The following is a 12,980-nucleotide window of genomic DNA, read 5'->3' on the forward strand; positions in this document are numbered from 1 at the left end:
GTTCATGCCGCCTCCTGCGTGGCGTAGCGCGTGCCGCGCTGCTTGTAGCAACGTGTGCCGACCAGCACCGCGCCGGGCGTCTGGTCCAGCCCGACGGTGGCGCGGATGTGGTCGAGCGCCGGCTGCAGGTCGCGCGCGTCGCGGGCATGGATCATCGCGAACAGGTTGAAGGGCCAGGCCGGCAGACGCCGCTCGCGCCGGTAGCACAGCGTCACGCGCGCCTGGCGCGCCAGGCGCAGGCCGATCGCGTCGACCCGGGCGTCTGGCACGTTCCACACGCACATGGCGTTGTGCCCGTAGCCGAAGCGGCCATGGCGCAGCACCACGCCCAGCCGGCGGATGACGCCCTGTGCCGACCACTGCGCAATCCGCTCGAGGACGCGCGGCATCGGCAGCCGCGTGCGCAACGCCAGTTCGTGGAACGGGCGCGGCGTCAGCGGCAGGCCCGCCTCCAGCGCCGCCACCAGGCGCCAGTCATCCGCGTCCAGCGTCACCGGCGGCACGGGTGCGGCGATCCGGCGCCGGCGGCGGTCGCCGGTACCGAGCGCAAAACCCAGGTCGATGTGGTATTCGCGCGCCATCGGCAGGTCCAGCGGCACTTGCCCGGCCATGTCGGCAATGGCGGCCAGTGTGCCGTCCAGCGTGCGGCGCTCGCGCGCGCCCGCGACGAACCACAGGTTGTATGCGTGGCCGCTGCGCGCGTAGTTGTGGCTGACCGAGGCGCAGGTGCTGACGCGCGCGGCCATGCGATCCAGCTGCGCCGTCGGCACGCTCAGCGCGGCCAGCGTGCTGACGCCGATCACGTTGGGCGCGAATACGGCGCCGACGCGGCTGATCCGGCCCGCGCCCAGGTCGCGCGCCAGCAGCGACAGCAGCGTGCGCTCGCACAGGCCGAGTCCTTCCGCGAGCGCCTGGTAGGGGCGGGGCTGCAGCGGGAAGTCATGCTGCAGCGTGTTGTACAGGGTGCGTTCGTCGAGCATGGCGTCCCCTTACATGCCGAAGCGCTGCGCCCGCGCGGTGAAGAAGATGCCGCTGGGGTTATCGGCCGGCAGCGTGGCGATGCGCGCGAGGCTGCCGGTGTCAAAGACCTCGACGCGGTTGTCGTCTCGGCAGGACAGCCACAGCGCCTCCCCCTTGGGCGTGAATTCCATATGCAGCACGCCGCGGCAAGGTCGCAGCGTGCGTACCACCTCGCGCGTGGCGGTGTCGATGACCTGCACGGTGTCGTTGTGCGGGAAAGCGAAGTTGACCCAGACCTGCCGGCCGTCCGGGCGTGCCATGACAAAGACCGGCTGGCCGGCCAGCGCCACGCGCGCGGTCTGCTGCCAGCCGCGCGCCGGGTCGGCGACCAGTACTTCGTGCCGGCCGATGGCCGGCAGCCATGCCTGGCCCTGCGCCATCGCCCAGCCGCGCAGGTGCGGCATCTTGTAGACCGGCAGCGGCTGGCCGCTGCGGCCGTAGCCGGAGAGGATACGGCGCGCCTGCGGCGGCGCCTGCCACAGGTCGACCAGCGCCAGCCCGTCCTCGCCGAACAGGCCGGCCAGGTACCAGCGTCCGTCGGGCGTGACCAGGCCGTCGTACGGCTCGCGCCCGGCCGGCAGGCGCGTCACTTGCGGATGGCGCGCATCGGCGGCATCGATGATCCAGATCTCGCCGGACTCGAACAGGCTTGCGGCAAAGCGCCGGCCCGGCAGGTCGGCCAGGCCCACCACCTTGGCGCGGCGCCCGTCCTGGCCGATGGCCGGCAGGTCCGCCAGCGGCTCAAGCGTCCGGGCATCGAACAGCCGGATCCCGCCCGGCGCGTAATTCTGCGCGGCCACCACGCGGCCATCCTGCGAGATCGCGCCGCCGATGCTGTTGCCGGCCTGCAGGATGCGGTGCGTGATGCGCGCGTCCAGCAGGTCCACGCGCGTGAGCCCGCCATCGCGGCCGAACACGTAGGCGTAGCGCGCATCGCGCGAGAACACCACGCTGGCGTGCGACAGGTCGCCCAGCCCGTCGACCGTGGCCAGCCGCGTCATGCCGGTGGTTTCCACGATCTGCAGCCGGCCGGCGGCACGTTCCACCACCACGCCGAGATCGCCGGTGCCGCGCACCGCCCCGGCACAGCCGGCCAACAGCGCGGCGGCGCAGGCGAGCGCGGCGGCAAGGCCGCGCATCAGCGTGCCGGTGCCGCGTTGACTGGCATGACGGCCGGCGGGTCGCCGGCCCGGAGTCGTTCGATCAGCCATTGGGCTTCATCCTGCGTCATGAAGGGGTGCCAGGGCGGCATGGCGGTGCCGGGCCGCCCGTACAGCACGGTGGCGACAAGGCTCTCCGGCGGCTTGCCCGCCAGCGCCTCGCGCGTCAGCGGCGGACCCAGGCCGCCGCGCAGCGTCATGCCGTGGCAGGCGCCGCAATCATCGCGCAGCCAGTGCCCCAGTTGCGCCTGCCGGGCGTGCGTGGGCGTGGGCTGCGCCGGCGCCATGGCCGGCGCGGACAGCAGCGCCGCGGCCAGCATGTTCACCGTGGCGCCACGCCACGCCCGGGTCAGAGTGACAGGATCCATTTGGCCAGCGTATTGGCCTCGGCTTCGCTGACGGCGTTGGCCGGCATCGGCATCGCGCCCCACTGGCCGTTGCTGCCCTTCAGGATCGACTGGACCATATGCGCCTGCCCGTCCTTCTTGCCCGTGTACTTCGCCTTGACGTCCTTGAAGGCCGGTCCGATCAGCTTCTTGTCGACGCCGTGGCAGGACAGGCAAGCTTTGCTGGAAGCAAGCTGCTGGCTGGCATGGGCTACGCCGGGGACGGCAGCGCCGAACGAAAGGGCACAGCCCGCGGCTGCCAGGAGCGCGGGCAGGCGCGCACGCAGGTGGATAGGGAGCTTCATCGTAATTTCTCCGTTGGGGGAATGGAAGCGGACACCGCACCGAGAGAGGGGTGCGGTGCCGCGGGTTTTTAGTAAACGTCGTGCTGCGTGTTGTAGGCGTTGAACTTGCCGGTTGGCGTGATCAGGCGCTTGTCCCTGATCACGGTCTTGAGCGTGCGGGTCTTGTCATCGACCACCACCAGTGCGGACTCGCCGTCCTTGGTGCCCCAGACCGAGAACCAGACCTCGTCGCCGGCCTTGTTGTACTCGGCCTGCACCACCCGCTTGGCGCCGGCTCCCTTCAGCCCGGCCCAATCGGCGACCGGCAGCACCTTGAAGCCGTCTTCCAGGTTGCGCGTATCAAACACCGCCACCGACTGGTTCAGCTTGGCATCGGGATTCAGCGGCGTATCGACCCACAGGTTCGAGGACTTGGGATGCGTCTTGATGAACAGCGAGCCACCGCCCTGGCCCTTGAGCGTCTGCACCACCTTCCACGCCTGCGCCGCATGGCCGGCGGGATCGGTGCCGATCAGGCTGATGGTCTCATCGCCAAGGTGGCTGGTGGCCCAGACCGGGCCGAACTTCGGATGCGTGAAGTTGGCGCCGCGCCCCGGGTGCGGGGTCTTGCCCACCTCGATCAGCGCGGCGAGCTTGTCTTCCTTGGTATCGACCACGGCGATCTTGTCGGAAGCATTCGCCGCGACCAGGAAGTAGCGCCCGGTGGAATCGAAGCCGCCGTCGTGCAGGAACTTGGCCGAATCGATGGTGGTGGTCTTCAGGTTGGACAGGTCCGAGTAGTTGACCATCAGGATCTTGCCGGTCTCCTTGGCGTTGATCACGAACTCGGGGTGGTAGTGGCTGGCGACGATCGAGGCGACGCGCGGCTCGGGGTGGTACTCGTTGTCGACGGTCATGCCGCGCGTGGACACCACCTTCAGCGGCTTGAGCGTGTCGCCTTCCATGATCACGTACTGCGGCGGCCAGTACGAGCCCGCCACCGCGTACTTGTCTTCATAGCCCTTGTACTTGGAGGTCTCGACCGAGCGCGCTTCCATGCCGATCTTGACCTCGGCGACGATGTCGGGCTTGGGCAGCCACAGGTCGATCAGGTCCAGCCGCGCATCGCGCCCGATCACGTAAAGGTAGCGGCCCGACGCCGACATGCGCGAGATATGCACCGCGTAGCCGGTCTTGACGATGTTGATGATCTGCTTGCTGTCGCCATCGACCAGCGCGACCTCGCCGGCATCGCGCAGCGTGACCGAGAAGAGGTTGTCGAGGTTGTACTGGTTCATCTTCTTCGTCGGCCGTTGCGCGACGGGCAGGATGTCCTTGCGGCTCTTCTCGATGTCGGCCAGCGAAAATTCCGGCGGCGTCGGCGGATCGAGCTGGATGTAACGGGCCATCAGGTCGACTTCCTTGTCGGAGAGATCGCCGGAAGTGCCCCAGTTCGGCATGCCGGCCGGGCTGCCGTACTTGATGAAGGTCTTCAGGTATTCGGAGCCGCGCGCGCGGGTGATGTCGGGTGTCAGCGGCTTGCCGGTAGCGCCCTTGCGCAGCACGCCGTGGCAGCCGGCACAGCGCTCGAAGTAGATCTGCCTGGCGTGGTCGAACTCGGCCGCGGTGAGCGTGGGGATCGCCGCCTTCTGTTCGGCTTTTGCTTCAGGCTTCGGCGCGGCCTTGGCCGTGTTGGTGGCTGCCTGGGGAAGTCCCAGCCAGAGCGAGAGCGGCAGTGCCGCGAATGCGGGGTAAAGCCATTTTCTTGCTTTCATGGTGCCGTGGTTCAGCGGGTTGTGGAAAGCTGTTGTCGCGGTGCTTGTGGGGCGCGAACTGGCACCAGGCGCTTGCAGTGATGATGCGGACACTCTGCGAGAAGGGGCTTGACTGGCATCAAACCGTGCTGGATGTCACGCAACGGTTTTTTTGCCTGGCAGAAGGCGTGGTTTGCCTGCGCGGCAGGCGCGCGCGTTCCCGGGGCGGCGCGATCTCGCGGAGCCGCGCGCCGCCCTGATGGCAGGGAGCCTAGCGTAGTGCGATTGCGCTGCTAATCCTTGATCAACAGCACAGGGCAGTGCGCATGGGCCAGGACTCGTCTTGCCACCGACCCGATGATGGCATCGAGGAAGCCGCCCCGGCCATGCGAGCCCATCACGATCAGGCTGGCGCCGATCTGGCTCGCATACTCGACGATGCGGGCCGGCGCGAAGCCTGTGAAGCCATGGCGCTCGAACGCGATCCCTGCTTCGCCGAGGATGGTGGCCACCGAGCCCATCGCCTTCTCGTTCTGTTCGCGATGCCAGTCGTCGAGCGTGGCGCGGTCGATGAAGGACTTGATGTCGCCGGGCACATCCGGCTCGCAATGCACTACGTGCACGACGAAGTCGCGGGTAAGCAGCGGGCTTTGCGCCAGGTAGCGCGCGGCCGCGTCGCTATAGGACGACCCGTCGGTCGCCAGCAGGATTTTATTCATGGCTTGCTCCTCATGTGCGCCGGTTCCCGGCCCCGCGTCCGCGCGGTGCGCCGCTGCGGCCCGGCTGATCGCCTGCTGCGGCGGCTCGCCTGGTCCTGGCCTGGCTGAGCAGGACGGAGACGAACAGCGTCATCGCGACCGCGCCCAGGGACCAGTGCACCGGTACGTGGAACCACGGCTCGACCAGCATCTTGGCGCCGATGAAGGCGAGCACGATGGCGAGGCCGTACTTCAGGTACTGGAAATGCGCCGCCAGGTTGGCGAGCAGGAAATACAGGGCCCGCAGGCCCATGATCGCGAAGATGTTCGAAGTGAAGACGATGAACGGATCGGTGGTCACGGCGAAGATCGCCGGGATGCTGTCGACCGCGAATACCAGGTCGGTGGCCTCGACCATCAGCACCACCACGAACATCGGGGTGGCATGACGCAGGCCGTCGATGCGCACGAAGAAGCGTTCGCCGTGATACTCCGAGGTGATCCGCATATGCGCGCACAGGAAGCGCACGATGGGATTGCGCGAGAGGTCGGGCGCGTGCCTGGACATGAACAGCATCTTGATGCCGGTGATGACGAGAAACACGCCGAACACGTAGAGGATCCAGGCAAACTGGCTGATCAGCCATACGCCCACCAGGATCATGGCGGCGCGCATCAGGATCGCGCCGAGCACCCCGAGCAGCAGCACCCGGCGCTGCAGCTCAGGCGGCACGGCGAAATAGCTGAAGATCATCGCGAACACGAACATGTTGTCGACCGACAGCGACAGCTCGATCAGGTAGCCGGTGTAGAACTCCAGCACCTTGCGATAGGCGGCGTCGTGGCCGGCATCTTCGGCCACCACCCACCAGAGCGCGAGGCCGAACAGCGCGGCCAGGGTCATCCAGGTCAGGGTCCATCCCAGCGCCTCGCGCGAGGAAACCCGGTGCGCATGCCGCCCGCCAAGGACAAAGATGTCCACGAGCAGCGTGCCCAGCACCAGGACGAAAAATCCGGCCCACATCGGGGCGGTGGCAAAGGTGTCCATTGCCTCAAGGCGTGACGGCCGGAGGCTGGCGCGCGGTCCGGCGAGCAGGGATCATGGCAGTTGGCGCGCGAGGTGGGGCCGCGCAGGCTGGGCCTTCACGCGCAGTGCATCGGGTTCGCCGCAGTAGTGCAGGATCTCGGCGCGGGCCGCGTTGCGCAGCCGCATTGCCGCCGGCCAGTCCTGCCCGTCAGGCGGCAGGGGCCGGCCGATGACGACGCTGATCGGGCCCCGGCGCGGCAGCCACTGGCCGTCGCGCAGCACCGAGCGGGTGCCACGCAGAGCGATGGGAACCACCGGTGTGCCGGAACGGGCGGCGGCGACGAAGGCGCCCGAGCGGAAACGTTGCAACCCCGGCTCGCGGCCGAAGGTGCCTTCCGGGAACAGCAGGGCAGACCGGCCGGCGCGCAATGCCGTGACCAGTCTCTCGATGGCCTCGGATTCGCGCACATTGTCGAAGCGGTCGATGAAGTCGGCCCCGATGCTGGACAGGTAGGCGCCCGGGATGCCTTGTCCTTGCAGCTCGCGCTTGGCCACCACGCATACCGGCCCGGGCAGTGCGGCGATCAGCACGATGCCGTCCAGGTAGCTGGCATGGTTCGATACCAGCACGCAGGCGCGATTGCGCGGCAGGTGCTCCAGCCCCTGCACGAGCCATGGCACCGCGGCCAGCCGCAGCAGCAGCCGGGCGGCGTGGTGGCTGAGCGCCCAGCCCATGGCAGGCTTGTGCATCGCCACCGATGCCAGGCACGTCACCGGCGCCATCGCGGCGAACAAGAGCCAGGTGTACAACGCATAGGACAGACCGGCGGCGGCATGCCGGCCGCGCCGCAGCTGCGGCAGCAGTGCCTGCCAGCCGAAGCGCGCTATCTGCAGCCATGGCGCGGCTTCGCCCAGGCCGGTGCCGCCATGCTCGAACCGCTCGCGGCAAGCGGCGCGCCGGATCTTGCCGCTCGACGTCTTCAGGATGGTGTGCGGCGGTACCAGCACAACATGGTCCGGCGGCATGCCCAGTACATCGAGCGCGGTCTTCAGCGCCTGCCGTTGCAGCGCGCTCCGCGCCGGTTCGTCCGTTGCAGCGGTTTCCGCCATCACCACGATGTGCTCGGTGCCGCTGTCCGGATCGGGGCTGCCGAACACCGCGACGCAGCCCTTGCGGATGCCGGGAATTGCGCCGATGGCCTGCTCCACTTCATAGGGATAGAGATTGCGGCCGCCGCGCACGATGGTTTCCTTGGCGCGCCCGGTGATGAAGAGCTCGCCGTCGGCGATATAGGCGTAGTCGCCGGTGTTGAGCCAGCCGCGGTCGAAGAGCTGGCGCGTCTGTGCCGGGTTGCGGAAATAGCCGCTGGTGGCCGACGGCCCGCGGAACTGCAGCAGGCCCTCCTGCCGCTCGGGCAGCTCGCAGCCGCTGGCATCGACGATGCGGATATCGTGGCCGGGCAGCGGCCGGCCGCAGGAGGGGATCTCCAAGGCGTCCCGTTCGCCCGCTGCGCGGTCCACGTCCGCACCGGCGGGAACGGCCCGCGATGTGCGTACAAAGGCGGCGCGATCGATGCGGTCGGCGGTCAGGCTCTGTCCGGGCGTCGGGAACGTCAGGCCAACCGATGCTTCCGCCAGCCCGTAGACCGGCGCTGCCGCTTGTGCGCGCAGTCCATGCCGGGCGAAGCGCGCCGTGAACTTGCGCATGGTCTGCAGGCTGACGGGCTCGGCACCGTTGAAGGCGAAACGCCAGCTCGACAGGTCCAGCCCCGACAGGTCCGCCTGGGCCAGCCGGTGCAGGCACAGTTCATACGCGAAGTTGGGACCGCCCGACAGCGTGCCGCGGTATTTGTGGATCGCCCAAAGCCAACGCTCGGGCCGTGCCAGGAACGTGAGCGGCGACATTACCACCAGCGGGAAGGCGTAATACAGGCTGCCCAGCCAGGCGCCGATCAGCCCCATGTCGTGATACAGCGGCAGCCAGCTGACAAAGACGTCGCGCGAGTCGACCGACAACGCCGTGCCCATGGCGCGCAGATTGGCTAGCAGGTTGGCATGCGTCAGCACCACGCCCTTGGGCGAGCCAGTGCTGCCTGAGGTGTATTGCAGCAGCGCAATGTCGTGCGCGCGCAGCATCGCATGGACCGGCGCCGCGGCGGTGTCCTCGACCTCTTGCGGCGTCAGCACGCTTTGCAGCGTTCCGGTGCTGGCCTTGAGCAGGGTGGCAAGCGGCCGGGCTTCGGCCACCGTAATAAGGATCGGCGCCTGTGCGTTGGCCAGGATGCCGGCGTGGCGCTGCAAGTGGTCACCGATCTGCGCCAGCCGCGCCGGCGGGTAGAGCGGCACGGGTATACCGCCTGCCAGCAGGATGCCGGTGAAGCAGTAGAAATACTCCGGGCTGGTTGGCAGCATCAGCGCCACGGTGGTACCGGCGCGCACGCCGCGCGCGGCCAGGCCGGCGGCCACGCTGCAGGCGCGCCGGTGCAGTTGCGCAAAGGTGATCGGCGCATCTTCGCCTTCGCCGTCGCCGTGCAGGATGATATGGGTACGGTCAGGGTGGCGGTGCAGGTGCCAGCGCAGCACGTCCGTGACCGTGGCGGCACCCTCGGGCGCCTGCGCCGCGGCATCCGCCGGTGCCGGGCGTGCCAGCCGCGCGGGCGCATCCTCGGCGCCGGGTGGCAGGTCCCTGGCGGCGAGCACGGCGCGCAGCAGCGCGCGCGGCGTGTCGGCCTGGGCCAGTACCTGCTCCGGCAGGCTGACGCCGAAACGTTGCTCGATGCGGGTGAGTAGCTCGGCACGCGTCAGGCTATCAAAACCCAGTTCGGCCTCGAGCGCACTGTCCAGCGAGGGCGCGGCCGCCGCGCCGGATTCCGTCTGCGGCCGCATAGCGGTAGACATCTCCCCCACGATGCCGAGCAAGGCATCCTCGTAGTTCTGCCGCGGGGGCGAGTCGTCGTTCATTCGCTTATTGCTTGTGTCCGGGCAAATCGGCGACCGCCGCCTGCCCCGTACGTGCAAGGCAAGGCGGCACCACCGACGGCGACGGTACTGACACCCTTAAGATAGGCGGCGTGCGGAAATTGTCGAGGCGGGTGGCGGGGCGGGCACAAGCGTGGAGGTTCCGGTGATGCCCGGACGCAGCATCGCGCACATGCCACTGGGGCCGTCAGGCGGCGACCATCTCCACCACTTCGGGGAATGCGCCACGGTCAAGCGGATCCAGATGGTTGCGGCCGCGCATGGCGAGAATGAACCGCCCCACCTGCGCGGCATCGTCCAGCGGCAGGCATGGCAGCAAGGTGTCGAGCCGCGCATCGGTAGCCACCGCGACGATCGACGGGTCGCAGGGATAATAGGGCGCACGCCCATGCGCCGGCCGATACACTTCGATGCGCGGAATATCTTCCCGGCGGAAGCCTTCGACCAGCGTGAGGTCCGCCGGGCGCAGCCGCGCCACCTGTTCGGCAAGCGTTGGCTCCGCTTCGCCGCCCAGCTCGCGCACGATGGCGTAGCGATAGGGCGAGGCCACCATCACCTCCGTCGCGCCGGCCGCGCGAAAGCGCGCGCTGTCCTTGCCGGGGGGCTCGAGTTCCAGTGGATGGTGGCTGTGCTTGATCACGTTGACGGTCAGGCCGTGCGCGCGAAACCACGGGAGCAGCGCGGTAATCAGCGTGGTCTTGCCGCTGCCGGAGGTGCCGGTGATGCCGAAGATATAGGGATTCATGTCGTGACGGGTTCGGTTTGTGCGGCGGTAATGGGCAAAGGGCATACCAGCGGCAGGAAGGCATCGGCGCGTTGCGAGTAGGCCAGCAGCGCACCGGCCTGCAAGTCGAAGTACCAGCCGTGCAGCGTCAGCCTTCCCGCTTCCAGTGCGCGCCGCACGAACGGGAAGGTCTGCAGGTTGCGCAGCGAGACCAGGATCGCCGCCTGTTCGCAGGCGCGCTGGCGCTGCGCCGGGCTGGCGTCGGCAAGCGTTTGTTCCACCTGCCGGCGGGCTGGCGCGGCGATGCGCACCCAGGCGCCGAGGTAGTCGGCTTCGTCGCCTTCGTCCGGCGGATGGTCGCCGGCATCGGCAGGCTGTGCGAGCAACGCGCGGATGCCGCCGCAGCCGCCATGGCCCATCACGATGATGCGGTCGACGCGCAGCTGCTCGACGGCAAACTGGATCGCGGCGGACACGCCGTGCAGGCTGCCCTCATGACGCCCGGTGCAGGGCGGCACCAGGTTGCCGATATTGCGTACGGTGAAGAGGTCGCCCGGGTCGCAACCCAGCAGCAGGGCCGGGTCCACGCGCGAATCGCAGCAGCCGATCAGCAGCGTGGGCGGTTGCTGCCCGGTACGCAGTGCGTCGAACAGGCTCGGCGCATCGTCGAAATAGCGTTGCTGGAACCGCTCGAAGCCCTTCAGTAGATGTTCGATCTGATGCATGGCGGTTTCCGTTGGTCAGATGTCGGCGCTACTGCACCAGCGGGCTGTCGGCGCCTTCCAGTTCGATGCCTTCGATGCGGGCGCGGCCGATCAGCAGGCTGGCGTACTGCTTCCAGGCGCGGTCGCGCGCCGCCGTGGCCAGCGCGCAGGCGATGTCGCCGCGCACGGCATCGAAGGGCAGGCGGGTGCCGGTGCAGCGCTCCAGGACGCGCACGATATGCAGCCCGAAACGGGTCTCGACCAGCTGCGGCAGCACGCCGTCATGCTGCGCGGCAAAGAGCGCGCGCTCGAACTCCGGCGCGGTCTCGCCGCGGAACACGCGGCCCAGGCGGCCGCCGTTGTTGCCGCTCGGGCAGTTCGACAACGCGCGGGCATGTTGCGCGAAGCTCGACGGATCGCCGCGCACCAGCGCCAGGGTTTGTGCCGCGATCTCGCGCAGCGCGTCCAGCGGCACGCGCGGCGTCACCTGGAACAGGATGTGGTCGGCCTCGACCCATTCGCCGTCGCGGAAGCGCTCCGGACGGCTGTCGTAATGGCGGCGGCAGCTGGCTTCGTCCGGCTCCGGGATGCCGGCCTCGCGTTCCAGCAGCGCCATGGCGAGCGCATCGTCGTCGTGGCCGGGCACGCTCAGGCCGATGCGGCCGGCCTCTTCGCGCACCAGCAGGCGCAGGATGGCCGAGATCGTCGCCATCTTCGCGGGATTGGCCGCGTCGTGATGATGGTCCAGCTCGCGTTCGATATCGGCGTCGCGCAGTTCCACGCCGTTGACGGTGACAGGCATGTCGGTTCTCCTTGGGTCGGCGTGGGTCAGCGGCCGCGTACCAGCTGCCAGGCGCGGCCGACGTAGCCGACCGACGCAAAGCCGCTCCACACATGCACCAGCCGCGTGAACGGGAAGATCGCGAACAGCGTGATGCCCATGAACAGGTGCGCCTTGAACAGCAGTGGCGCGTCGGCGATGTAGCTGGCGGCATCGCCGCGCAGCGTGACGAGGTGCTGGGCCCACGTCATCAGCTGCACCATCATGTGGCCGTCCATGTGGCTGGCCGATTCGAAGATGGTGGACAGGCCCAGCAGCAGCGTTACCAGCAACCACAGCAGCAGCACCTTGTCGCCGGTGCGGGTCACGGCGGACACGCGGGCATTGGTCAGGCGGCGGTGCAGCAGGATCAGCAGGCCGGCCAGGCACATGGTGCCCATCACGCCGCCGGCGGCCATCGCCACGCCTTGCTTGAAGCCGTGCGAGACACCCAGCGCGTCCCATACCGCCACCGGAGTCAGCAGGCCGACCAGGTGGCCGAAGAACAGGCCCAGGATGCCGACGTGGAACAGGATGTTGCCCATGCGCAGGTTGCCGCGGTAGAGCACCTGCGAGCTGTCGGTCTTCCAGGTGTACTGCTCGCGCTCGAAGCGGGCCAGGCTGCCGAACAGGAAGATGGCGGCAGCGATGTAGGGGTAGATGCCGTAGAGGAATTGATGAAGCGTTGCCATGGTGTTAGCCCAATGTCTGGTGTTCGGGTTGCCTTGCCGGGTGTTTCAGCAATGCGCGGGAACCGGCGCCGTGCCGCGCGGATAGAACTTCACCGCCTGCGGCCCGGCCTGCGGCGCCAGCAGCGGCTCCACGCCATCGGCGCCCGGACCGAAAGTCTCCAGCGCCTCGTCCATGTCCCGCACCGGCGGCTCCTGCTGCGGTTGCGGCTGCACGTCGGTCAGCGTGCGCAGCACGGCGAACACGCCGGCGTACGGGCTCTGGTTGCGCGCGAGCCGGTCGCCGATCGCGGCCAGCACGTGGATTGCCTCGCCCAGCAGGTACTCGGCGCGTTCGTCCTTGCCATCGGCGCTCAGCGCGCCGAGGAACTCCAGGAACAGCGGCACGTAGTCCGGCAGCTCCGACGCCGCCGGCTCGAAGCCGTCGCGCCGGTATTCGTCGATCAGGTCGACCATGGCCTGCCCGCGGTCGCGGCTTTCGCCGTGTACATGCTCGAACAGGTGCAGCGAGTGCGATGGGTTGCGGTCGAAGGTGGCGACATAGTTTTCCTGCAGCGTGATCAGTGTCTCGCCGCGCAGCATGCCGGTCACCGGCGCCAGCATGTCGCGCGCCTGCGGCCATTCGGCCAGGAGGGCGTCGATCTCGGGCAGCGCGTCAAGCAGGTCCTGCTCGGGATAGCCGAGCAGCGCGCTGAGGATGGGATAGAGGGACATGTTCTTCTCCGGTTCGTTCGC

Annotated in this window: 13 protein-coding genes; all 13 read right to left on the reverse strand. The window is 68.6% G+C overall.

The features are described 5' to 3' along the window. Positions 1-2 precede the first annotated feature (2 nt). The 13 genes from ahbB to narJ all read right to left on the reverse strand — a co-directional run bounded on the left by ahbB (position 3) and on the right by narJ (position 12,959). Positions 3-980, reverse strand: a complete 978-nt coding sequence (ahbB, locus tag K309_RS0104805; RefSeq protein ID WP_029045359.1) for a siroheme decarboxylase subunit beta — start codon at positions 978-980, stop codon at positions 3-5. A gap of 9 nt (positions 981-989) precedes the next feature. Next, on the reverse strand, positions 990-2,231 hold the full coding sequence (locus K309_RS0104810; protein ID WP_029045360.1) for a cytochrome D1 domain-containing protein: 1,242 nt from the start codon (positions 2,229-2,231) through the stop codon (positions 990-992). Then, positions 2,159-2,548, reverse strand: a complete 390-nt coding sequence (locus K309_RS0104815) for a c-type cytochrome (protein WP_035876808.1) — start codon at positions 2,546-2,548, stop codon at positions 2,159-2,161. Before K309_RS0104815 ends, K309_RS0104810 begins: the two co-directional genes overlap by 73 nt. After that, positions 2,530-2,871, reverse strand: coding sequence for a c-type cytochrome (locus K309_RS0104820; RefSeq protein WP_035876810.1), 342 nt, complete (start codon positions 2,869-2,871; stop codon positions 2,530-2,532). Before K309_RS0104820 ends, K309_RS0104815 begins: the two co-directional genes overlap by 19 nt. A 68-nt stretch (positions 2,872-2,939) precedes the next feature. After that, on the reverse strand, positions 2,940-4,625 hold the full coding sequence (locus tag K309_RS0104825) for a nitrite reductase (protein WP_029045363.1): 1,686 nt from the start codon (positions 4,623-4,625) through the stop codon (positions 2,940-2,942). Between the two features lie 272 nt (positions 4,626-4,897). Further along, on the reverse strand, positions 4,898-5,323 hold the full coding sequence (locus tag K309_RS0104830; protein WP_029045364.1) for a universal stress protein: 426 nt from the start codon (positions 5,321-5,323) through the stop codon (positions 4,898-4,900). Between the two features lie 10 nt (positions 5,324-5,333). Then, on the reverse strand, positions 5,334-6,350 hold the full coding sequence (locus tag K309_RS0104835) for a TerC family protein (protein ID WP_029045365.1): 1,017 nt from the start codon (positions 6,348-6,350) through the stop codon (positions 5,334-5,336). A 51-nt stretch (positions 6,351-6,401) separates the two neighbouring features. Then, complete coding sequence (locus K309_RS0104840; RefSeq protein ID WP_029045366.1) at positions 6,402-9,290, reverse strand: AMP-binding protein; 2,889 nt, start codon at positions 9,288-9,290, stop codon at positions 6,402-6,404. A 205-nt stretch (positions 9,291-9,495) separates the two neighbouring features. After that, the gene (gene mobB / locus K309_RS35995; RefSeq protein WP_051320333.1) at positions 9,496-10,053 is read right to left on the reverse strand and encodes a molybdopterin-guanine dinucleotide biosynthesis protein B; all 558 of its coding nucleotides are present in this window, start codon (positions 10,051-10,053) and stop codon (positions 9,496-9,498) included. Then, positions 10,050-10,757, reverse strand: a complete 708-nt coding sequence (locus K309_RS0104850) for a carbonic anhydrase (RefSeq protein WP_029045367.1) — start codon at positions 10,755-10,757, stop codon at positions 10,050-10,052. Before K309_RS0104850 ends, mobB begins: the two co-directional genes overlap by 4 nt. A gap of 28 nt (positions 10,758-10,785) precedes the next feature. Next, positions 10,786-11,538 carry a peptidylprolyl isomerase gene (locus K309_RS0104855; protein ID WP_029045368.1) on the reverse strand — a complete coding sequence of 251 codons (753 nt, stop codon included), beginning with the start codon at positions 11,536-11,538 and terminating at the stop codon, positions 10,786-10,788. A 26-nt stretch (positions 11,539-11,564) separates the two neighbouring features. Further along, the gene (gene narI, locus K309_RS0104860; protein WP_029045369.1) at positions 11,565-12,248 is read right to left on the reverse strand and encodes a respiratory nitrate reductase subunit gamma; all 684 of its coding nucleotides are present in this window, start codon (positions 12,246-12,248) and stop codon (positions 11,565-11,567) included. 45 nt (positions 12,249-12,293) lie between these two features. Beyond that, positions 12,294-12,959 carry a nitrate reductase molybdenum cofactor assembly chaperone gene (gene narJ, locus K309_RS0104865; RefSeq protein WP_029045370.1) on the reverse strand — a complete coding sequence of 222 codons (666 nt, stop codon included), beginning with the start codon at positions 12,957-12,959 and terminating at the stop codon, positions 12,294-12,296. Between the last annotated feature and the right edge of the window lie 21 nt (positions 12,960-12,980).

Origin of the sequence: Cupriavidus phytohabitans (assembly GCF_000426345.1) — a bacterium.
GTDB lineage: Bacteria > Pseudomonadota > Gammaproteobacteria > Burkholderiales > Burkholderiaceae > Cupriavidus.